The sequence below is a fragment of the Phenylobacterium sp. genome (assembly GCF_031412415.1).
Classification (GTDB): domain Bacteria; phylum Pseudomonadota; class Alphaproteobacteria; order Caulobacterales; family Caulobacteraceae; genus Phenylobacterium.
On sequence record NZ_JANOCX010000130.1, the window covers coordinates 1 to 21,533 of the forward strand.

Genomic DNA, 21,533 nt, shown 5'->3' on the forward strand with positions numbered 1-21,533 from the left:
GCGGCGACGACGCGGCGCGGACCACACTCTTCGCCACCGCCGAGCGTCTCTACAAAAGCGTGGCGGCCGAACAGGAGGCCAAGGATGGAAAGCCGACGATCGCCTTGGCCTGGACGATGCACCAGATCGGCCGTCTTATCGCAAGTCAAACGGGGCGGGACGGGGTGCACCGGCGCATAGAGGCCGAGGCCTATCACAGGCGTGCCGCGGCCATTTATGACGCGTTGAGTCCCGACAGCATCAACGCGGCGTTGAATCTCGAAAGTCTCGCCGAGACGATCTACCTTCAGAATCCAACGCGGCTAGCAGAGGCCCGGCCCTTCGTCGAACGCACCTTCGAAATCCGCAAGGCCCGATTGGGCGCGAACGACCCGCTGACCTTGGAGTCAATGAAAAAACTGGCCGACTACTTGGAGGGTGAGGAAGGCCTCAAGTTGCTCAGGACCTACGTGGCGCTTGTCGAAAAGGCACACGGGCCCGGAAGCTCGCAAGCCTCACGGGCCGGACGGACGCTGTCGGACACTCTGCAAAGTCAGGATCGCTTCGCCGAGGCAGACCGTGTTCTGCTCAGCCTCATATCGGCTGCTGAGTCCAAGGGACGGATCGATTTCGACCTCGTCTTCGGTCGGGTTCGCAACCTGCAGGCTCAGGGTCGCACGGCTGAGGCGGAGCGCCTGCTGCGCGAACTGCTCCCGAGGATCCAGGACGCCGTCGGCGCGGAACATTCCAATATGGCGACCGCTCTCAGCTTCCTCGCGAGCGCGATCGAGGCGCGAGAAGGACCGCTCGCCGGCGAGCACCTGCGCCGGCGCGCGCTTGCGATCACCGAGAAGGTCAACTCGTCGACGGGGCGGGCGACGGCCGCGGCCCTGAAGAGCCTGGCGACAAGCATAGAAGCCGACGGCCGCTACGTTGAAGCAGAGGCCATGCTGAGGCGGGCGATCAACATCATGGAGCGTCGCACCGGGGCTCAAGGGTTGGATGTCAAATGGGTGAAGGCTGATCTGGCAAGAAACCTGGAGCGCCAGGGGCGGCAGGAGGAGGCTGAGGAGCTCTTTCGCGCCGCCTCGGAGACCGTGGGTGGGGACTTCGACCGGAGCACGTTCGGGGCCAAGATTGGCTCAGATTTCGGGGCGTTCCTGGCCAAGACAGGACGGAGCGAGGAAGCAGGAGAGCTCCTGCAAAAATCGTTGACCCTGCAGCGTTCGAGCCTACCCGGTTTCCATTCCGACCGGCTTTCGACGGAGGGGCGCCTGGCGGAGGTCATGCTGACCAACGGAAAGCCCGCCGAGTCGATCAAACTGCTGCGAACGGCGCGCTCCGGCATGGCGTCGCCCGCCTTCGGCAATGCTGATCGCGGCAAGTTCGGGCTCGGCTGGGTGCATATGCTATTCCCCGACGCCGCCTGGGCGCAAAGCCGGCTGAAACCGGGAGACAATGCCGGGCTCGGCCGCGAAAGCTTCGCGGCGGCGCAAGACGCAGCCGGCTCCAGCGCCAGCGCGGCCCTGGCTCAGATGAGCGCGCGGTTCGCTGCCGGGACAGACGCGCTGGCCGGGGTCGTGCGGCAGCGACAGGATTTGGAAGGTTCGCTACGCGCCAACGACAAGATGCTGGTTGACGCCCTCGGTCGCGCCGACGCAGCCGCAGCAGCGGCTGCGCGCGCGCGAACCGAGGGGCTGAGCACCCGGTTGAAGACCCTCGACAGCCAGATCGCGACGCGCTTTCCGCAGTACGCTTCGCTTGTCAGCCCCAGTCCCGTTGCGGTGGCTCAGGTCCAGGGCCTGCTTCGGCCTGAGGAGGCCCTGCTGTTCATGGCCCCCGGGCCACGCGGCACGCACGTCTTCGCCGTTTCGCGCAACGGCTTCCAGTGGACGCGTTCGGACCTGACCGCCGACCAGGTGGCGGCCATGGTTCGGGCCTTGCGCTGCAGCGCCAACGACACGACCTGCGCCCCGAACCCCGCCGTGCTACCCCAGCAGCCTTCAAAAGATGCGGCCGCGGCGCCCACCACGGCGGGCGACGGCACGCGCGCCAGACCCCGCGAGCGAGTCCCGGTGGAGTTCGGCCGCCCCTCCTTTGACCGCGCCCGGGCATACAGGCTTTATCAGGCCCTGGTCGCACCGGCCGAGGCGGTGATCGCCGGCAAGTCGGAACTGCTGATTGTCGCCGGCGGGGCCCTCGGGTCCCTGCCCTTCTCGCTGCTGGTGACCGCCCCACCCGCCGGCGCGGACGATGATCCCGGGTCCCTGCGCGAGACGCCTTGGCTGATCGACCGCTTCGCCCTGACCACCCTGCCGTCGATCGGCTCGCTCCGGGCGCTGCGTACCTTCACCGGGCGCTCCAGCGTGGCAGGCAGTTTCCAGGGCTTCGGTGATCCGGTCCTGCCCGCGCCCGTCTTGACGCGCGGCGCAAAGGCGTCAGACGCCCGGGGCCCGTCGGCGACGCCTTTGGCGCTGTTCCGTAACGCCGGCCACACGGACGCTGGCGCGCCCATGGCTGATCCGCAGGCTATCCGCCTGAGCTTCTATGCCCTCCCCAAGACCCGCGAAGAGCTCCACGCCCTGCGGGCGGCGTTCAAAGCCCCCGACAGCGCGCTTTGGCTGGGCGAACGAGCGACCGAGGCCGCGGTGAAGACCGCGGACCTGCGCGGCGTGCGGGTGGTGGCCTTCGCCACCCATGGGGTGCTGGCCGGCGACATCGGCGGATTCGCTGAGCCCGGCCTCATCTTTACGCCTCCCAAGGCGGCGTCCAGTCTTGACGACGGGGTGCTGAGCGCCAGTGAGGCGGCGCAGCTGCAGCTGTCCGCTGATTGGGTGATCCTATCGGCCTGCAACACCGCTGCGCCCGACGGCGCCTTGGATACGGAAGGCCTCTCCGGCTTGGCGCGGTCCTTCTTCTATGCCGGCGCACGCGCGCTCCTGGTTTCGCACTGGCCGGTCAGGGACGATGTCGCCGCGCGGCTGACCGTTGATACCGTGATCCGCCAACAGGCGGACCCCGCCATCAGCCGCGCCCAGGCCTTGCGCGCGTCGATCATCGCCGCTCGGAACGATCCGTCGCGCGACTGGGCCCACCCCGGCGTGTGGGCGCCCTTCGTGCTGGTCGGCGAGCCACGGGCTCAATAGGGAGTGACCGATTGGCGAACCTCACTTGGCCTGCGGCGGCCGGCGCGGCGCGGTGGGCGGCGCCCGCAGCTCTCCGCGCGCGTTTCCAGCCACCTCTCAGGGCTCGGTCAGCGTCTTCGAGGTTGAGTCTTGTCACGAGGTCGGGGCAGCTTGTCATTCAAGTCACTGAGGTCATGCGTTGCAAAACCCCCGAACGCCAAGGGTGACCGACATCGGACGCGGAGCGCCGCGCCTCCTCCCTTGGGCGAGATCGGCGGCGGCGGCGTTCGCAACCCTCCTCGCGCTGGGAGGTGACGCGGCGGCCGAAACGCGCCGCGCCGTTCCGATCGACACCATCCTTCGCGGAGACGTCCTGGTGGCCTCGGCCGGCGTCCTGGATGGATTGGGGGTTGGGTCAACGGTGGCGATCCACGAACGCCAGCAAGCCGGCGCGCCTGCCGAACCGCTGTTCGCCGGCCGGATTTCCCAGGCCGGCGCCCTGTTCGCCGAGGTGGTGCTTGACGGTGGGGATTCGGCCGCGAAGCTTGAGCGCCTGCGGTCGTGTCGCCGCCCGTGTTCCCTTCAGACCATCGTGTCGATCCCTGAAGCCGCGGCGACCATCGCCATCGTCGACGCCTCCGGGAGCCGGCCCTCGCTGAAGGGCGTCGAGCAAACCACCTCCCTGGCGGGGCTCCGGTACCGTTTCAGTCCGGACCGTGGGCTCCTGGTCTTCACGCCAGCCGGCGCCGAGGCCTTCGCCATAGTAAGCCCGCTATTGCCTCTGGAAGCGCCCACGCGCCTGCCGTCCCATCCGCGGGCCGGGCTCGATCAAGCCAACTTGTTGTCCGCCCTCGACACGGCGGCGCGCACCGCGCTGCTGTTGAGCGCGGCGCTGCAGCGCCGGACTGATCCTCTCGCAACTCAGCTCGATCTGCGCTGGGGCGTGGAGAGCCTCGGCGAGACCGCCGGCGCCTGCCCGTGGCCTTTGATATCCACGCCGCTTCCCGCCACCGCGTCGCTCCTGGCCGCCGACGCCGACGCGGTGATCGAAGTCACGCACTGCGACAGCCTGCATCTGCAACTGAGCAATCGCGGCGAGGTCCCAGTGGACGTGGCCGTCTTCTATGTCAGCCGTGACCTTGGCCTCTATGCCCTGGGTCCGGACCGGTTCATTCGCCTGACAGCCGGGGGAACCGCAGACCTGGTCGCCGAGATCGAGGGTGGCGGCGCGGCTGGCGACGAGCGCATCCTGGCCCTGGTGTTCCCAGCCGGTCAGGGGCGCAACTTAAAATCGCTGACCCACGACGGCCTTGCCGAACAGCCAGGGGTCGGCACGGTGACGATCCGAGCCGCCCTTCCGTCCCCAGCCGTTGCGAGCCCCGCCTTCCCGGACGTCGGTCGCTGGGGCGCGCGCCTTTGGCCTGTCCGCAGTCGCCTGCGCTGACCTGGTATTGCAAGCTCCGCCGCAGACGGCTTAATTGCCCTCGCATGGGGGAACGTGATGTTGGGTTGGCGTAGGCTTCGGGCGGGCGTTCTCGGCTTGATCGTGGCCGTCCTGGCCGCCCCAGGGGCGCACGCCCAGTCGAGCCTCTCGCTGCAGACCGTGATCCAGGCCTATGAGGCCAACGACCTCCCAGTGCTGGAGCAGGCCAGCCGGGACGCGGCGTTCATCGCCAGCATCGAGGCGATCGATCCTGAGGCCGCGGGGGCGCTCCTCCTGAACATAGCGCGGCGGCTCGAGGACGACGTGGCCGCCGAGGCGGCCTATCGGCAGGCCCTCGCCTTTCTCGCGCGTCTCAAGGGCCCTGACGATGTGACCCTCGCCGAGCCCCTGGCCGAACTGGCCGAGGTTCAGTTGCGGCTGGGCGACAGAGCCCAGGCTTTGCTCAGTCTGAACCGGGCCCTCACCATCATGAGTCAGGCCATGGGCGACGACCATGAGCTGGTGGCGCCCTATCGCCTTGCCTACGAAGCCGCCCTTGGCCGACCCGACGCGGCCAGCGGAACGCGTGCCGGCGGACGAACCAAGTTGCCCTACCACCTGGTGGAAATTTTCTATGCCACCCATCGGGTCCCCACGGGCGGGGCCACGCCAGCTGGCTATTATTCCGGACGCAGCGGACCGATGCGTTTTGGCCGGGCGATCATCAGCCTGCCGAACGACCGCGACCTGGGTGAACTGCCGCGCGCCAGCATCTTCGCCCTGGAGTTCAAGCCCGATCCCGCCAAGCATGTGGTGCTCACCTCCATCAAGCCCTACTCAGATCGCGCGCAGTTCATGACCGGCGTGTCCCAGAGGGTCTCGGCCTCTAAGCGCAAGGAGGTCTTCGTCTTCATCCACGGCTTCAACACCAGCTTCCAGGGTGCGGCGGAGCGAACGGCCCAGCTGGCCGATGACCTGGCCATCGACGGTGCGCCGATCCTCTACTCCTGGCCATCCAAGGCCAATCCCCTGGCCTACCGCGAAGACGAGGCCGAGGCCGCCAAGGCCGCTCAACTCGATGATCTGGCGACCTTTCTCGCCGACGTCGCCGCGCGCACGGGCGCGACGCGCGTGAACCTCGTGGCCCACTCGATGGGTAACAGGTTCCTGACCCGCGCGCTGAGCCGGCTGGCGGCGACATCCCCGACCAGCAAGCCCCGCTTCAACGAGATCGTCCTGGCCGCGCCCGACGTCGGGGTCGATGACTTCGTCCGCCTATGGCCGAAGATCCGTCCCCTTGGCGCGCGCTACACGGTCTACTCGTCGAGCCGGGACCGCGCCCTCGAGCTTTCCGGCCAGATCAACCAGATGGCCCGGCTCGGCGACGCCAGGACCAAACCGATCGCGAACCTTGAGACCGTGGACACGACGGCCGCCAGCGCTGGCCTTCTGGGCCACTCGGACTTCGCCGGCACCGCGCTGGACGACTTTCGCGCCGTGATCTGGGCGAGCCTGGCTCCCGGGAAGCGATGCGTCCTGCAGACCCGCTCCGGCGCGGCCTGGGCGTTCACCAACGCGGGCTGCCCGGCCAGCGACTTTCGGAGCGTGCTCGGCCTGGTGCGAACCTCGGAGTCCCCCGCTGCGGCGCTCCAGCGGATCAGAGCGTCCGCAGCCGCCGCGCAGCCTGCGGCGAGGTCTCGGCTACAACGCCTGGAACGCCAACTGCAGGCCATCGTGGGCGCACCCTGATGGCGCGCGGCCGTCTCGTCTCCCTCTTCGGCGCCATCTGCCTCCTCGCCGGTCCCGCCTGGGCTGGGCCACGAGCCTCCTCGGCGGAGGCGCTACGGGCTGAGGCGTTCGTCGCCGCCCAGTGGGCGGTCACCTCCGACGCCGCGGCGGCCCTCGCCAAGGTCAGCGGGCGCATCGCCGGCGGGGACAGCGAGGTCGCCAAGCTGGCCGACCGCCGGGAAGGGCTGCTCACCAGGCGCAGAGACCTCGAACGACGACAGGAAGAGGCGTTCGCCACCAGCGAAACGCCACAGCAGTCCCGAGAACGCGCCCTTATCCGCGCCGAGTACGCCTCGACCCTGAGCAGCCTTGCCGAGGTCGACGCCCAACTGACGGAGGCGTTTCCGGCCTATGTCGACCTGACGCGTCCTCAATCCCTCAGTGTGAAGGAAACCCAAGGCCTGCTGGGTCCCGACGAGGCCTTGCTCCTCGTTCTGTCTAACGAGGAGGCCGCCTATGTGTGGGTGGTGACGGACAAGACGGACACCTGGGCCAGGGCGCCGGAGCTCAACAGGGCCGCTCTGGACGCCTTGGTGAGCGACATCCGCAAAACCTTGGCCACGACGGGATCACGCGCCAGGCCACGGCGCCAGGGGGAGCCGCCAGCCCCGACCCGCCCCTTCGAGGCCATGAAAGCGCATTCACTCTACAAGGCCTTGATCGCACCGGTCGAAGCAACCCTGGCCGGACGCACCACCCTGATCGTGGTGACCCCTGGGGCGCTGGGCTCCTTGCCCCTGACCCTGCTGCCGGTCTCGCCGCTTTCCACCGATCCGCAGACAGCGGAGGACCTGCGGCGGATATCCTGGCTCGGGGACCGCTACGCCGTCGCCTCCCTGCCGGCGGTGTCGAGCCTCAAGGCGCTCCGGTGCCATCTGGCCGAACGCCCGGCCCGAGGCTGCCGGGGCAAGCCGAAAGAGCGGGCCGCCACGTCCGGCGCCGAGCGTCTGCGCCTCGTCGGCTTCGGCGCGCCGGTGCTCAACGGTCGCCCTGCCGCCGAGAGTCTCGGTCCGCCCGCCGCCGACCAGGTGTTCGTGCAGGCCCTGGCCAACCCTGCGAAACTCCGGGAGCTGAGCCCGCTTCCGGGATCCGAGGCGGAATTGGCCCAGGTGCTCGAACGCTATCCCGACGCCCGCATCCGTCGCGGCGCGGACGCCACCGAGACAGCTGTCAAGACGACAGGCCGCCACGAGCTCGCCCGCGCCCGCTACGTTCTCTTCTCCACCCATGGGCTGCTGGCCGGAGATCCTGCGGCGCCGGGCGAACCGGGTCTGGTCCTGACGCCGCCAGAAACCGCCACGGCCCTGGACGACGGTCTGCTGACGGCCTCGGAGGCTGCAGAGCTTCGGCTGGCCGCCGACCTTGTGGTCCTGTCGGCCTGCAATACCGCCGCGTCGGACGGACGGCTCGGCGGGGAAGGCCTGTCGGGCCTCGCGCGAGCCTTCTTCTATGCCGGCGCCCGCGGCCTCTTGGTCTCCCATTGGGAGGTCAACGATCTGGCCACCACCCAGCTGATGTTGCGCGCCTTCGACGGTCTTGAAGGCGACACGCCGCTGTCGCGGGCCAAGGCGCTGCAGGCGGCGTCGCGCCAGGTGCGCGACGACCCGGCTCACCCGGAATGGGCGCATCCCGCCTTCTGGTCGGCCTTCACCCTGGTGGGGGAGCCCTCCCTGTCCTAGGCCACTGGCGCCGCCGGCGCGCGCCTGGCCGTCCGACAGGCCGTGCCGGCCTGCGCGCCGGCTTCGGCGAGGGCCTTCAGGCCAAGGTCGAGCGCAGGCCGAAGCCTCGCCGTGGCGGTCTCGAACACCAACTCGTCGCGGTCGTGCGGCAAGATGGTGGCGGCGCCGCAGCTGAGGGCGACGCTTCGGTCCCCCGACCAGATGACCCCGACCCCGCAGCCGCAGGCCTTCAGCCGCGGCGGCGCATCCACGAGCCTGGCCCGATAAACGAATTCCGCCCCCCCGGCGCCGTCGCGCCACGCGAAGAAGCGGGCCGCGTCGGACACCGCCCGGACCTGGCCGATGCCCACCGCCAACATCACCAGCAGCAGCACGAGCAAGGGCGCGATGACCGCCCGGCTAGCTAGGGCGAGCGAAGACGCCGCCGCCGACCGCCGAACCGCCCCGGCGTTGGGGATGAGACCCAGGGCGAAGATCACACCGGCCGGCAGCGCCACGCGCCGCAGGATGAGGACCACCATCTCCGCCACCGCCGCGCCCAGGCCAAGGCCGCCGCGCAGGAGCGCGGCCGCGGCCTCCGGCGAGGCCAGGACCATCGCCCCGGTCAGGATCGACAGGGCCAAGGCCGATCCGCAGGCCAGAAACCGTCCTCGCGCCGGCAGGGCGAGATAGGCGAGCGCGAGGGTGGCGAGCGGCAAGAACCAGCTGACGATGATGAAGAAATGCAGCGCGGCGTCATTGAGCGAGATGACGTTGACGAGCAACAGGTCGAAGCGCCCGAGATAGCCCTTCAGTTGCCAGATCGAGAGGAAGATCGAGACCGCCGAGGCGATCGGCAGGATCTGCGACAGGGCCGACCAGAGGGTCTGCAGCAGGCTGGAGGGCTGTGGGTCGGCGCGCATGCGCAAACTTAGCCTTGCGCGAGATTCTGACAAGGCGGTCGCCCCTTACGGCAGCGCTTTCGATGGCCTAGGCTTGGCCCCTCGCCGACCGTGGCCAAGGACTTGGAATGCGACCCCTTTCGGCCTACGCCGCCGCCCTTTTGAGCTTGGCCCCGCTGATGGATACGCCGGCCGCCGCCCAGGCGCCCAAGCCGTCGCCAGGCTGGTATCAGCGGGTCTACACCTCCAAGGAGGCGTCCGCGGCGCACGACCTTGGCGACGATCGCAAGGCGCTCGCCCTGGTGGCGGAGGAGCTTAAGGCCTGCCTCGCCTCAGCGACCGCCGAAGAAGCGTGCCTGTCGCTGATGCAGGATGCGGCGACCTACGCGCGAGGGATCGAGGATTGGGCCGCGTCCGAGGGCTATGCCCGACAGGCCGTGGCGATCTCCGACCGCCTCTGGGGCGACACCCAGTTCGACAGCTACTTCGCCTTGAACAATCTCGCCCTGGCGCTGGACAATCAGCTGAAGTTCAAGGAGGGGGAGATCGCCTCCCGTCGGGCCCTGGCGACCGCAGAACGGGTTAATGGGCCTGATCATTTCACCCTCGCCGTCATCGCCAAGAACTTGGCGATGAACCTTGCGGAACAGGGCCGTGTCCCCGAGGCCGAGGTGTTCTTCAAGCGGGCGGTCCAGGTTCGCGAGAAGGCGTTCGGACCGACCGACTCGCGCACCCTCGAGGCGGTGCTCAGCTATGCTACGGCCTTGCGAATCGCGCGCAGGCCGGTGGACGCCGAACCCCTCTATCGCCAGGTGCTCAAGGTCCATCAGGACACCGGCGGTCCTGACGGCACATGGGCCCTCTGGTCCATGAACATGGTGGCGCTCAATCTTCAGGAGCAGGGGCGCGAGGCAGAGGCCGAAGCCCTTCTCCGGCAGGCGCTCAGCCTCAAGGACGCAAAGGGGGGCCTGGATAACCGTGACGCCGCGACGACGCTGGGAAATCTCGGCGTAATGCTGTCGATCCAGGGTCGGGCCGACGACGCTGAACCGCTGCTCCGTCGCGCGCTCGAGATCCAACGCTCGCTTAGGCCGAGAAGTCCGCAGACAGCTTCGGCCTTGCGCGTTCTTGCGACCGCGCTAACGCGCGCCGGCAAGCATTCGGAGGCCCAGGCCCTGGCGCAGGAAGCGCTTGAGCTTACGGAGAGGGTCTACACGCCTGTCCATCCCGTCGCCATGGAAGCCCGGGTGTCGCTTGGCCGCATCGCCATGGCCGCCGGCGACCTGGACACCGCCGCGACGCAATTCCAGATCGCGCTGCACTTTCAGCAGAAGATCTTGGGCAAGGATCACCTCGACCTGGCCAACACCGTCTCGGCCCTCGCCAACCTCGACTGGCTGCGCGGGGACCTTCCGCAGGCCGAGACCCGCTATCGCGAGGCGCTCGCGATCTACGAGAAGCATCTGACGACCGTGCATCCCGAGCGCACCTTCGCCTCCGGTCGCCTCGCCTCGGTCCTGATCGAGGAAGGCAAGCATACCGAAGCCCTTGCCCTCTTGCGGACAGGCAATTCCGCCATCCTGGAAGGCGCCGCCTCGCAGCGGAAGCGGACAGGATCCTCAGGCCAAGAACTCGATCCCTACCGGGCGCTCTTCCGGCGGCAGGTGCTCGCGGCCTGGGCTGTCGCCGCCAGCACGGAGGGCGCCTCGAAATAGGGCCGCCGTACCCATGAGCGGGCCTTCGGACGGTCCTCTCCGAGCCCGCTGTAGGGCAGCCGGTACGAAAACTCGTATTAAGCCGGCTGGTTCGCCGAGTGACCGACTCCCACCCGAAGCGGTCCTAAGCGCGCGCGAGATGATCTCCACGCCGATAGGCGGGGAGCCGCCACAAAGCTCCATGAATTGCCGTCTGGACGGATGAACAATTGGAGCCAGACTTGAACGGTTGGCAAGTCGCTCGGACACGATCACCTCTGACCGTTAGGTGAATTCAACCCGATGGTCGACCGTCCCGCTGAGGCCCCTTTCAAGGTCAAGGATTGCAGCTCTCGCAGTGTTGCGTGTCTGCGGTCGTGGCGCTCGTTGCGAACCGCGCCTCTCGATACGCGCAGGCCGAGCAGGTTAGAACTTCCAGGCGCACGACATGTGTCGGCAGTCCGCACCCTTCACAAGGAAGACCCGTCCGTTCAGTAACATCAAAGCCCGGATGGGCGCAGGCCGGGCATCGATTGCGAAACCGGCGAACCAGATCGCCCGCCGCGCGCTCGACGGCCCGCATCCGAGTGGGATTTCGGTGGGCACGCATATCCGCCTCGACGAAAGCCGCGCCGCATTTGGCGACGACCTGGCCGACAGCGTCTTCCAAAGCAGCGTGGTCGACGACATCCTTGAACAGGGCCAGACCGGGTGCAGGCTCCGCGTTGATGCAGCCCATGACGATCAACCCGTGCTCGGGAAATTTCGACCTTGCAGCAAAAGCGGTCGCGGCTTTCATGTCCGGGACGACCGCATGGCCATAGTTGGTCTCCGGGCTCGCAAAACAGCCCGCCAGTTCGAGGCCTCGCTCTCGATCGATCAGCAGGACCAGTTCCCGGCCGACAGCAAGGAAAGGGATATAGGGGTGTGGGCCAAAGCTTCCCTCGCTCGCGAGACCAACCCGCGCGTAGGGCGCGTATTCAAACCCCTCGGCGATCTTCGCCCTGGCGGCGTCAAGCTGGGAACCGGTCCGCTCAACTTCCCGGCTGAATGTGCCGAAGCGGTCGGTGTCCAGCCCCATCGCGAGCGCGACCCGGAGGCCAAGGCCTTGCTCAAGCACCGGCCCGATCGCGCGTTCCTTGCCGTGCATCGTGGCCAGCACGGCGACGGTGTTTTTGTAAGGACGATCATCAGCCGCCATGGTCAGAAATAACCCTCGCGTTTTTTCTGTTCGAGCGAGCCGCCATCCTCCCCGTCGCTGATCCGACCCTGACGCTCGGAGGACGAAACCCGCAGGGTTTCATCGACGACGGCGGCGAGATCGGTCGCTTCGGACTCCACCGCGCCAGTCACCGGCCAGCAGCCTAGCGTCCGGAAGCGCACGGTCCTGGTCTGGATTTCGTCGCCGGGCTGGAACCGCATGCGGCTCTCCTCGTCGACCACGATGAAGGCCCCGCCGCGTTGAACGACCGGCCGGGGCGCGGCGTAGTACAGCGGCGCCAACTCGATCTTGTGGAGCAGCGCGTAGGCCCAGATATCCGTCTCGGTCCAGTTGGAGAGCGGAAAGACGCGCGCAGTCTGATCCTTGCCCAGGCGGGTATTGTAGAGCCGCCAGAGTTCCGGCCGCTGCTGGCGCGGCTCCCAGGCGTGGCCGGCGCCGCGGACCGACACGATGCGCTCCTTAGCGCGCGACTTCTCCTCATCGCGCCGGGCGCCGCCAAAGATTAAGTCATAGCCGCCCACGTCGAGCGCGGTCTTGAGCGGCTCGGTCCGCATCACCAAGGTGTAGCGGTCCCCATGGTCGAAGGGATTGATGCCCGCCGCACGCCCTTCTTCATTTGAATAGGCGATGAGATAGAAGCCGTGCTTTGCCGCGAAATCGTCTCGGAACGCGATCAACGACCTGAACTCCCAGGTCGAGTCGACATGCAGCAGTGGGAACGGCGGCTTGGAGGGATAGAAGGCCCTCAGCGCCAGGTGCGCCATCACGGTCGAGTCCTTGCCCGCCGAGAACAACATGACGGGGTTGCGGGCTTCGGCGACGGCCTCCCGGAAGATGTGGATCGACTCCGATTCCAGCCAGGACAGGTGGGAATTGGCGAGTTTCACAGGTCAGACCGCCATCTTCAGAGGCATTGGTGGATGGGACGCAACGCTCATCGCGGTCCATTGCAGATCGCCGGCGTAGCGCCAGGCCATCCTGCCGGCCTCATCGAGGGCGAAGAGATGGAGCCAGCGATTGTCGAATAGCGCGCGAACGCCGTCGTGATGCCTGAGGATCTCGGTCATCACTTCGCGGGGCGCTTCGATGCAGACGGAAAGGCGCAGCGGCTCGTGCACGTAGCGCTCGCCATCATGGACGGATTGCCAAGGGAGACCGGCCCGCATCACGCCGCCGTTCCCCTCAACGACGCCAATGCCGCCAGTGACGTTGTGCAGGAGTTTGTTGCCGGCGCCGAAGACCGCCGGCGCTACGGTCGATCCGTAATATTGCAGGCTGATCCAGCTCGCGACAACCACAGGCGCGGTCAGGATCAACTCGAGAATGCCGAAGTCGTTGTCCGCCTTCCAGTCATAGTCATGAAGGAAGGCGCGTCCTTCGAGGGTTTTGCCCGCCGTGCGCCGACGGGGCGCCGCGATGAACGCCTGACAGCCCGCCAGCGCCCATTCCGGCCGCACCTCGGCCCAGTCGCGGCTGCGGCGGGTGAGACTGCCCTCCCCCGTCGCTCTGGGCAGGCGCAAAGCCCGTTCGCCCCTTGAGATGATGCCTGCGGCACCAAGCCAAACTTTCGCTTGGTGGATATCAGGCTCGTGAGAGGCGGAGGGATGATCCTCCGCGTAGAGCGTCACCGCGTCCGTCGTCGTGTCATGCATCGCGCCGAGGAAAAGGGTGTCTGCCGGGATCTCGAGCCCTAGCGGAGCGAGGCCAGCGCGTATCTCCGGGTCGTTCAACAGCGCCGCCAGCAGGCGCGCATTGACCTCGCCGGAATAGCCGCCACAGGCCCCACAATGCAGCCCGCTGGCATGAGGGTTGTTCACGACGTTTGCGCCGTGTCCGGCCAGGAGCACGAGCCTTGCGAAGTTGCTCGTCAGGGACATGGCCCGTAGCACCGTCTCAGCCGCCTTGGTCCGCGTGGCGAGATCCAGGTCGGGGTCAAGACGCGGCGGGGGATCGTTCGGAGCCGGCGCGCCGTGCAGTCCAAGCGCATCGCTCACGAGCTTGCTGGCATAGACCGGTCCTGTCGCCTCGACGAAAGCGAAGGACGACACGGCCGCGAGCTTGAATCGCCCCCAGGCCCGTTTCGCGCGAGCCTTGAACCGTGCCGACTGGTCTGCCGCCGCGTGTTCCCGGCCACCCGCGCAGGTGGTCAGGCCGGGGCTCAGCAGCACGGGCAGCCGCAGTTCCTGCACATCGGACGCAAAGCGCCGATGTGAGGCCGTCAGGCCGAAGAAGCCGGCGAACCCCAGGGTCTGGGTGTCGGGGTTTACGGTTTCCAGCGCCCGGCGAAATACCTCTGACCGAACGTCGATGCAGAAGGCGGCCTGGAGCGCGGGCCGGTTCTCCATCGACACTGCCCCCGGCGCCGCGAGCGTCGCCGCCAAAGTCCTTTGCGCCGCGCGTTCCGAGGCTTCCTGCAGGATGGCGTCGACGACATGGTCGGCGGTCGGCGTGACAGGCGACGCATGCGAGGCGATGACCGGCTTCCACCGAAGTGAGATTTGGTCCTCATAGCGCTCGAACAGAGCCGCCTCCCAGACCAGGCGGATCGCCAGAAAGTCTGTGACGGTCGCGTCCGTGCCGCCGCCGAGCTCCGCCTGCCAGAGCCGGTAGCGGCCATATTGCGCCCAGCCGCCGAGTGTCATCAGCAACTGGTGGAAATAGGTTTCCAGAGCCTGGGCGGGGAGCGAAAGGCGTCGCACCGCACTGGCAAGCGCGTCCGGCGCACTTTCCGGCGCCTCCGAGACATGAGTCGCAAAGCCCGCCAGGCCCACAATCTCTGGGGTAAGATCATGGGTCGCGACGGCGCGCCAGGCGCCATAGGCCCCTCGACCGCGTGGGGCGGCCCAGAGCGCCTGGCCCTCATCGAAGTATCCTGCCGCCCAGGCCCCGAAACGCTCGGCGATCAGTCCCGGCCAGTCGATCCCCGAAACTTCAGCGGCCAAATCCGCGATCGTTGGCAGCGCCCTGGCTGTGGGTTTCCAAACATGGGCCGCGGACTTCAGCGCGGCCAAGTTTGCAGGGCGCAGCGCCGCCGGCGCTCTCACCAAAGCGTCCGATAGATCGGCATCGCTGATGACGCCGCTGGCGATCCGCTCCTCGTACCAGCTGCGCGGCATCGTGACGGGCGCGCCCGCCACTCGTTCCAGACGCGCGCCAACCGTGGCAAGGCTTTCATCTGCCTGCCCGAGGAACGGATTGACCGCGACGCTCGACGCCAGCGGCCAGACCGGAGGGATCGCCCGGGCGGCGCACTGAGCCGCCGCGTCTAGCCCGATGGCGTCGCGCATGATTGGAGCTTCTGAGTTCGTCATTTTTCGGGCTCCAGGCAGATCAGGTTGCGCTGCGCAGACGCCAGCCGCGGAGCAGCCGGTCGAACACGGCGTTGGCGTAGAAGCCGTTGGAGAGATGCACGCGCAGCCCCGCCGCGGCCGGGTGATAAGCCCAGAGCGGGAACATCGCCTGAACCACGGCGACGAGGCCGAAACTGATGACCGCCAGCACGATCAGCGCCCATTGCAGTGGACCGGGCGCCGGCGCGGCGGGCAGCGCGCCAGCGGTCAGCCAGACGGCGAAGACCTGCAGCGCGAAGTAGCTGACGGACGTGGCGACGGCGTAGACGACCGTGCGTCGTGTCAGGGCTCTGGGGGCTGCATCCGCCAGTCCTTGGGCGAGCATGTAGGCAACGCCGAAGATAAGGATGGCGCCCAACGCGATAGCCTGCGGCGACTTGTGCTGGAACCCGAACGCGAAGCCCACGACAGCAAAGATCGCCAGAGCCAGCAGAAAGGCGCGCCCGACCGCGCCGGCCTTGGGAATGGCCACGGGACCTGGTCTGCGATTGGCGGCGATCAGGTCCACCGCGCCGCCCGAGGCGAGGAAGGAATGGGCCTTGTAGAGCGAGTGGGCCGCGATGTGCAGCAGGGCCAGCGGGAACAGCCCAAGCCCGCACTCCAGGATCATGAAACCCATCTGAGCGACTGTCGACCAGGCCAACGAGGTCTTCACCGCAGGCTGCGTCAACATCACCAGGCCGCCGAAGAGCGCGGTGAACCCGCCGACCATCACCAGGAGCGCCAGTACGCCTGGGGCCAGCAACATCACGTCAGCGAAGCGGATCAGCAGAAACCCGCCGGCATTGATGACGCCCGCGTGCAGGAGCGCGGAAACCGGCGTTGGGGCTTCCATCACCTCGGTCAACCAGCCGTGCATCGGGAACTGCGCCGATTTCAAAAGCGCCGCCGCCGCCAGGAAACCCGCCGCGCTGATCGCGAGTCCGCCGCCGTCCCCGGCGCGCGCGCTGCTCAGGATTTGTGTGATGTCGGCCGTGCCGTAGGCCAGCGCCAGCAAGACCGCCGCGGCGATCAGCGCCGCGTCTCCGAGGCGAGCGGTGACGAACTTCTTCGCGGCGGCGCGCTGGGCGGCGACCCGGTCCGGATAGAACAGCAGAAGCCGGCGCAGACAGAGGCTCGTCGCAATCCAGGCCAGGACGAGTTGCACCAGGTTGCCTGAGAGCACCAGGAGAAGGACGGAGGCCAGCGTCAGGCAGAGCCAGCCGGCGAACGCGCCCTGCCGCGCCTCACCGTCCAGATAGGTCACGGCATACCGGACCACGACCCAGCCGATGAACGAGACCAGGAGGAGCATCACGACGCTGACCGCGTCGGACCGGATCGACAGACCAACGCCGTGCAGCCCGATCAGACGGCTGTCTCCCGGCCCGTGCAGGATGAGGAAACCTGCCGAGACCGCCGCGACGGCCAGCGCGACAAGGGCCGAGGCCTCAGCCACCCTTGGAAGGAAGCGAGGCCTGCGGCCGGGGTCCGCGAACCCGACGACGGCGCTCACCAACAGCGCCAAGGGGGCGGCAAACGGTAGAAGATCGATTGGCAAAGGGTTCACCGCTCACCGCGTCATGCGGTTCGGAACCTGAGTTAGACAGTTGTTGGGGTGCACGAAAATTCATTGTTTCGAGCATATCGTTCTGTTTTATGGAACGATATGAAGAGCCTCAACTTCAACCATCTCCGCTATTTCTGGGCGGTCGCGCATGAAGGCAGCCTCACGCGAGCGGCCGAAAGATTGAATCTGTCGCAGTCGGCCCTATCGGTGCAGATTCAGAAACTCGAACTCCAGATGGGTCATCCCCTGTTCGACAGGGTGGGCAAGCGGCTCGTCCTCACCGAGGCCGGCCAGATCTCGCTCGACTATGCAGACACCGTTTTCCAGGCCGGCGACGAGTTGATGAGCACCCTTGAAGGGCGGCCTCTCGCGAGCCGCCAGGTCCTGAGGGTCGGCGCGCTCACGACCTTGTCGCGCAACTTCCAGCTTGAGTTCCTGCGTCCCCTGGTCGGCCGCCCAGACGTGGAGCTGATCGTGCGCTCCGGGACGACACGCGACCTGCTCGCGCAGCTCGAAGCTCATGCCATCGACGTGGTTCTCTCCAATAGCGCCGCTCAACGAGACGCCCGCGCGCCCTTTCGCAGTCACCTGCTCAACCAGCAGCCCGTCAGCCTGGTTGGCCGGCCGAGGCCCGACAAGCCTCCGTTCCGCTTCCCGGAGGATCTTCGCAGCGAGCCGATCCTACTTCCGAGCCTCGACAGTGACATTCGGGTCGGGTTCGACCGTCTGCTTGATCTCGCAGGCATCCGCCCCATGATCCTGGCTGAAGTCGACGATATGGCGATGTTGCGCCTGCTTGCCCGCGAGCGCGAAGGCCTGACGCTGGTGCCGCCGATCGTCGTGCGTGACGAACTAGAGTCCGGGGTGCTGGTCGAGCACTGCCGGATCCCGCAGCTCACGGAAAGCTTCTACGCCATCATTCAAAAACGCCGGTTTCCCAACCAACTCCTGGGCGACCTTCTCGCCAAGTCCGCAAAAGCCTGACCGCTTAGCTTCAGGCGATGCACCACGCGCTGTTTTGGGGCTTGCGCGGGCTGATAGTCCCGTGGACGCCACCTCCTAAGCAGGCTGTCGGTCTTAAGTTGAGTCAAACCCTGCGGCGGCAATACCCGGCGCCGCTCGACGCAACCTCCGCTTCATTTTATCCTGATGAGAGATCTCCTAATGAACGGTTATGGAATGCCACGGCGCTTGGTGAACCTCGACGTCGAGCTGCTTCGCGCCTTCGTCGCGGTAATCGAGACCGGCAGTTTCACGAAGGCCGCGGCGCTTCTGGGGCGGACACAACCGGCCATCAGCCTGCAAATCCGGCGCTTGGAAGATCAGGTCCGCGCGCCCCTCATCGACCGCGCCGGCAAGGCCGTCAGCTTGACGATCGAAGGCGCGGGCCTGATGCCGCAGGCCCGGCGGTTGCTGAGGGTGAACGACGAGATCGTGGCGAGCCTTGGCGAGGGTGACCTCGAAGGTGAGGTCCGGTTCGGCGCGCCTGAGGATATCGCCACCCTGCACCTGCCCTCCATCCTGGGCGCCTTCACACGCAGCCATCCGCGCATCACCCTCGCTGTGACAGCCGACTACACCGCGAACCTCCTCGATCAACTCTCCCGCGGCCTGCTCGATCTCGCGCTGATCAAACGCGAGCCGATCGGTCCGGAGCTGGGGGTTCGCGTCTGGCGCGAACCCTTGGTGTGGGTGGCCAGGGACGCCGCGGTCCTTGAGACGCTCCCTCTGCCGCTGATCATCGCGCCGGCGCCCGACATCTACCGGAAGCGGGCCCTGGCAGCCCTGCAGCAGGCGGACATTCCCTTCCGCGCCGCCTTTACGTCGCCCAGCCTGGCTGGACAGATGGCGGCGCTGCGGGCCGGTCTCGGCGTCGGCGTGTTGCCCCTCGCCATGGCGCCACGCGAACTCCTCGTCATTGACGAACCGCTGCCGAAGCTCGCCGACAGCGAGATCGCCCTGGTGACCGCTCGCGGCGCGGCCGATGGCCCGGCCAAGCTATTGGCTCAGGAAGTTCTGCGCGCCCTCGAGCGGGGCTCGCCGGCGCCGTAAATCGCAAGCACGTTGGGCCAGAGCCAGGGTTAGGACGTCGCGGCGTTCTCACCATTCTAGATGAATGATCAAGTTCCATAAGTGATGGTTATGGACGGTATCGGCAGTTCTCATTGGAAACGCGGTACGCGGTTCGCCATTCTGCCCATGCGGCCCGGGCCCCTCTGACGATCATTGTGATCGTGATGTCGGATCGCATCGGGTGCGCTCGATGATGGGGTCCGGCTTCTCTCCCCCCGTCGAACACCGGCGCCTTAGCGTCGAGCGCGCCCTCACGAGAAGGAGCGGCTCAACCATGTCCATCATCCTCGCGCGCCTGCGTCGCCTTCGCCTGCTCGTGCAAGCGGCGCTCACCTCCCCAAAGGTCAGGCGCGACCGCCGCGCCGTTCGCGTCTTCCGGCAAACCAAGCCTTCGGCCGCCGACGCTTGGCGGTCCGCCGGATCGCCGACGCCGCAGCCCTCGCTCTGGCGCCGCACCCCTGCGCTTCAGCCGGCCAAGGTTCGCAAGCGCTAGCCAACCAACCCTTGAAAATCTGGACCGCTCAGGAGGCGCCCATGACATTTGCCACCCAAAAGCACCGAACGTCCCCAGCCATCGCGGCCACCGACGTCTGGACCCCAGGCGACGAGATCGAGATGGACGCGCTCATCGCAGCCTGCGCCCTCGTGGCGCAGGCTGATGGCTGGGTTACGCCGGACGAACGTCAGCGCATGGTCGAACGCATGCGCAGATCGCCGGCCGTCGCCGTGTTTGGCGTTCAGGAAGTCCTGCTGGGCTTCGAGACCCTCAACGAACGCTTCGATCGGGACCTTGATGATGGCGTCGCGGTGGCCGAGACGGCCATCCGCCGTCTCGCGGGACGCTCTGGCCCCTCGAGGTTGCTGGTCGAGACCGCCTGCGCGGTGGCCGAGGCTGACGGGGGCTTCGACGCCGAAGAGCGCGACGTCGTCCTGCGGCTTTGCGACCTGCTCGATCTAGAGCCTGCCACGTTCGAGATCGTGCCGGATCAGGGTCGTCCGTCATGAGGATCGGACCTCCCGCCATACCCCATTGGACTGCGGCCATGGCCGCCCAACTGACCCAGACCGTTGGTCAGGCCGCAGGTCATCGCAGTGTTTCGACCGAGCGTCCGGTCGAGCCTGCCAACACCGTCAGTGACCACACGACCTTGCGTCGCGTGAGCCCGCACACGTTCGACATTCGCGTCTGATCACCGACGCTTACCGGAGCCTTCATGGACTTTCTAACTCAGGACTTTCTATCAAAGCCGATCTGGATGTGGGCGAGCTTCCTCGGCCTCGTCGTCGTGCTGCTGGTGCTCGATCTCGGCGTCTTGCACCGAAAGCATCGCGAGATTGGCGTCCGCGAAAGCCTGCTGATGTCGCTCGGCTATCTCACCCTGGGCGTTGGTTTCGGGGGATGGGTCTGGTTCACCCTCGGCGCCCAGTCCGGCATCGAGTATCTGACCGGGTTTGTGGTCGAGAAGAGCCTCGCCATGGACAACGTCTTCGTCATCGCCATGATCTTTGGCTACTTCGCCATCCCCCAGAAGTATCAGCACCGGGTGCTGTTCTGGGGCATCCTTGGCGTCATTATTCTCCGCGCCATCATGATCGCCGGCGGCGCCGCGCTCGTCGCGGAGTTCTCCTGGCTCCTCTATGTCTTCGCGGCCTTCTTGATTTTCACGGGCATCAAGATGCTCGCCATGGCCGACAAGTCGCACAACCTCGCCGACAATCCTCTTCTGCGGTTGATGAGACGCCGGTTGCGAGTCACCGACGAGCTGCATGGGGAACGCTTTTTCGTCAGGCTGCCGGATCAGAAGACGGGCCGGCTGGCGACCTATTTGACCCCCGTGTTCATGGCCCTGCTGCTTATCGAGATCGCAGACGTGATCTTCGCAGTGGACTCGGTCCCGGCGATCTTCGCCATCACCACGGACCCCTACATCATCTACACCTCAAACATCTTCGCGATCCTCGGCCTGCGCGCGCTCTACTTCGCCCTGGCCGCCATCATCCACCGCTTCGCCTATCTGAAGCAGGCGTTGGCGGTGCTGCTGATCTTCATCGGCTCGAAGATCTTCGTCGCCGACCTGCTGGGGTGGGAGAAGTTTCCGGCCGCGGTGTCCCTCGGCGTCACCTTCGCCATCCTCGCCAGCGGAATCGGCTGGTCGCTCTGGCGAACCCGCCCGGGGGTCGCGGCAGCAACCCCACCCGCAGCTTAGTCCTAACCGTTGAAGGGAGCTTCCCATGGAAAAGCTGAATCCGACCCTGGACCACGCCCTTGCCCGGCCCAACATGGCGATCGACGCCGGGCTGCGGGGGTTCATGCTGGGCGTCTACAACAAGATGGCCCTTGGCCTTCTGGTCTCGGCGGGCCTGGCCTGGACCACCTCCACCTGGGCGCCGGCGCGCGACGCTCTGTTCGTCGTCTCGGACGGGCGTCTCTCGGGCTACACCCTGGCGGGAACCATCCTCGTGTTCGCACCGCTCGCGGTCTTGCTAGGCTCGGCCTTCCTGATGCGGAACGCGTCTGCCAGAACCGCCAGCGCACTCTACTGGTCAGTCGTGGCCCTGATCGGCGCATCGTTCGGCGCGCTGGCCTTGCGCTACACAGGTCAGAGCCTGGCCTCAACGTTTCTGGTCACCGCGACGGCCTTTGGCGCACTCAGCCTCTTCGGCTACACCACGAAGCGGGACCTGACCAAGCTCGGCAGCTTCATGCTGATGGGCCTGATCGGCATCATCCTGGCCTCGCTGGTGAACATTTTTCTGGCATCGCCGGCCA

Annotated in this window: 17 protein-coding genes; 12 read left to right on the forward strand and 5 right to left on the reverse strand. The window is 67.0% G+C overall.

What is annotated here, in order from left to right; genetic code table 11:
- Positions 1 to 59: 59 nt before the first annotated feature.
- The 4 genes from RMO04_RS06430 to RMO04_RS06445 all read left to right on the forward strand — a co-directional run bounded on the left by RMO04_RS06430 (position 60) and on the right by RMO04_RS06445 (position 7,994).
- Entirely contained in the window at positions 60 to 3,125 is a 3,066-nt protein-coding gene (locus tag RMO04_RS06430; RefSeq protein WP_309643959.1) for a CHAT domain-containing tetratricopeptide repeat protein, read from the forward strand.
- Between the two features lie 355 nt (positions 3,126 to 3,480).
- Positions 3,481 to 4,548, forward strand: coding sequence for a hypothetical protein (locus RMO04_RS06435; RefSeq protein WP_309643960.1), 1,068 nt, complete (start codon positions 3,481 to 3,483; stop codon positions 4,546 to 4,548).
- A gap of 102 nt (positions 4,549 to 4,650) precedes the next feature.
- The gene (locus RMO04_RS06440; RefSeq protein ID WP_309643975.1) at positions 4,651 to 6,276 is read left to right on the forward strand and encodes an alpha/beta hydrolase; all 1,626 of its coding nucleotides are present in this window, start codon (positions 4,651 to 4,653) and stop codon (positions 6,274 to 6,276) included.
- The gene (locus RMO04_RS06445) at positions 6,276 to 7,994 is read left to right on the forward strand and encodes a CHAT domain-containing protein (RefSeq protein WP_309643961.1); all 1,719 of its coding nucleotides are present in this window, start codon (positions 6,276 to 6,278) and stop codon (positions 7,992 to 7,994) included. The genes RMO04_RS06440 and RMO04_RS06445 overlap by 1 nt, the downstream gene beginning before the upstream one ends.
- Here the strand turns inward: RMO04_RS06445 and RMO04_RS06450 are convergent.
- Complete coding sequence (locus RMO04_RS06450) at positions 7,991 to 8,896, reverse strand: hypothetical protein (protein WP_309643962.1); 906 nt, start codon at positions 8,894 to 8,896, stop codon at positions 7,991 to 7,993. The two genes, RMO04_RS06445 and RMO04_RS06450, sit on opposite strands and share 4 nt — an antisense overlap.
- A gap of 107 nt (positions 8,897 to 9,003) precedes the next feature.
- On the opposite strand from RMO04_RS06450, the gene RMO04_RS06455 reads away from it, so the two are divergent.
- Positions 9,004 to 10,590 carry a tetratricopeptide repeat protein gene (locus tag RMO04_RS06455; RefSeq protein ID WP_309643963.1) on the forward strand — a complete coding sequence of 529 codons (1,587 nt, stop codon included), beginning with the start codon at positions 9,004 to 9,006 and terminating at the stop codon, positions 10,588 to 10,590.
- A gap of 316 nt (positions 10,591 to 10,906) precedes the next feature.
- Here RMO04_RS06455 and RMO04_RS06460 read toward each other — a convergent pair whose 3' ends face one another.
- Genes RMO04_RS06460 through RMO04_RS06475 form a run of 4 tightly spaced genes read right to left on the reverse strand, consistent with a single transcriptional unit; the run spans position 10,907 to position 16,690 of the window.
- The gene (locus tag RMO04_RS06460; RefSeq protein ID WP_309643964.1) at positions 10,907 to 11,770 is read right to left on the reverse strand and encodes a DUF6671 family protein; all 864 of its coding nucleotides are present in this window, start codon (positions 11,768 to 11,770) and stop codon (positions 10,907 to 10,909) included.
- Between the two features lie 2 nt (positions 11,771 to 11,772).
- Positions 11,773 to 12,678, reverse strand: coding sequence for a sulfate adenylyltransferase subunit CysD (gene cysD, locus RMO04_RS06465; RefSeq protein WP_309643965.1), 906 nt, complete (start codon positions 12,676 to 12,678; stop codon positions 11,773 to 11,775).
- A gap of 3 nt (positions 12,679 to 12,681) precedes the next feature.
- Positions 12,682 to 15,078, reverse strand: a complete 2,397-nt coding sequence (locus RMO04_RS06470) for a DUF2309 domain-containing protein (protein ID WP_309643966.1) — start codon at positions 15,076 to 15,078, stop codon at positions 12,682 to 12,684.
- Positions 15,079 to 15,121: 43 nt separating this feature from the next.
- Positions 15,122 to 16,690 (reverse strand): NADH-quinone oxidoreductase subunit L, encoded by a 1,569-nt coding sequence (locus RMO04_RS06475; protein WP_309643967.1) that lies wholly within the window; start codon positions 16,688 to 16,690, stop codon positions 15,122 to 15,124.
- A gap of 99 nt (positions 16,691 to 16,789) precedes the next feature.
- Between RMO04_RS06475 and RMO04_RS06480 the strand changes: the two genes are divergently transcribed.
- The 7 genes from RMO04_RS06480 to RMO04_RS06510 all read left to right on the forward strand — a co-directional run.
- On the forward strand, positions 16,790 to 17,674 hold the full coding sequence (locus RMO04_RS06480) for a LysR family transcriptional regulator (protein ID WP_309643968.1): 885 nt from the start codon (positions 16,790 to 16,792) through the stop codon (positions 17,672 to 17,674).
- Between the two features lie 180 nt (positions 17,675 to 17,854).
- Positions 17,855 to 18,742, forward strand: a complete 888-nt coding sequence (locus RMO04_RS06485) for a LysR substrate-binding domain-containing protein (RefSeq protein ID WP_309643969.1) — start codon at positions 17,855 to 17,857, stop codon at positions 18,740 to 18,742.
- 295 nt (positions 18,743 to 19,037) lie between these two features.
- Entirely contained in the window at positions 19,038 to 19,256 is a 219-nt protein-coding gene (locus RMO04_RS06490) for a hypothetical protein (protein WP_309643970.1), read from the forward strand.
- A 41-nt stretch (positions 19,257 to 19,297) separates the two neighbouring features.
- Complete coding sequence (locus tag RMO04_RS06495; RefSeq protein ID WP_309643971.1) at positions 19,298 to 19,768, forward strand: tellurite resistance TerB family protein; 471 nt, start codon at positions 19,298 to 19,300, stop codon at positions 19,766 to 19,768.
- Positions 19,769 to 19,806: 38 nt separating this feature from the next.
- The gene (locus tag RMO04_RS06500) at positions 19,807 to 19,953 is read left to right on the forward strand and encodes a hypothetical protein (RefSeq protein ID WP_309643972.1); all 147 of its coding nucleotides are present in this window, start codon (positions 19,807 to 19,809) and stop codon (positions 19,951 to 19,953) included.
- 24 nt (positions 19,954 to 19,977) lie between these two features.
- Positions 19,978 to 20,970 (forward strand): TerC family protein, encoded by a 993-nt coding sequence (locus tag RMO04_RS06505; RefSeq protein WP_309643973.1) that lies wholly within the window; start codon positions 19,978 to 19,980, stop codon positions 20,968 to 20,970.
- 25 nt (positions 20,971 to 20,995) lie between these two features.
- On the forward strand, positions 20,996 to 21,533 hold a 538-nt coding region (locus tag RMO04_RS06510; protein WP_309643974.1), incomplete at its 3' end, for a Bax inhibitor-1/YccA family protein.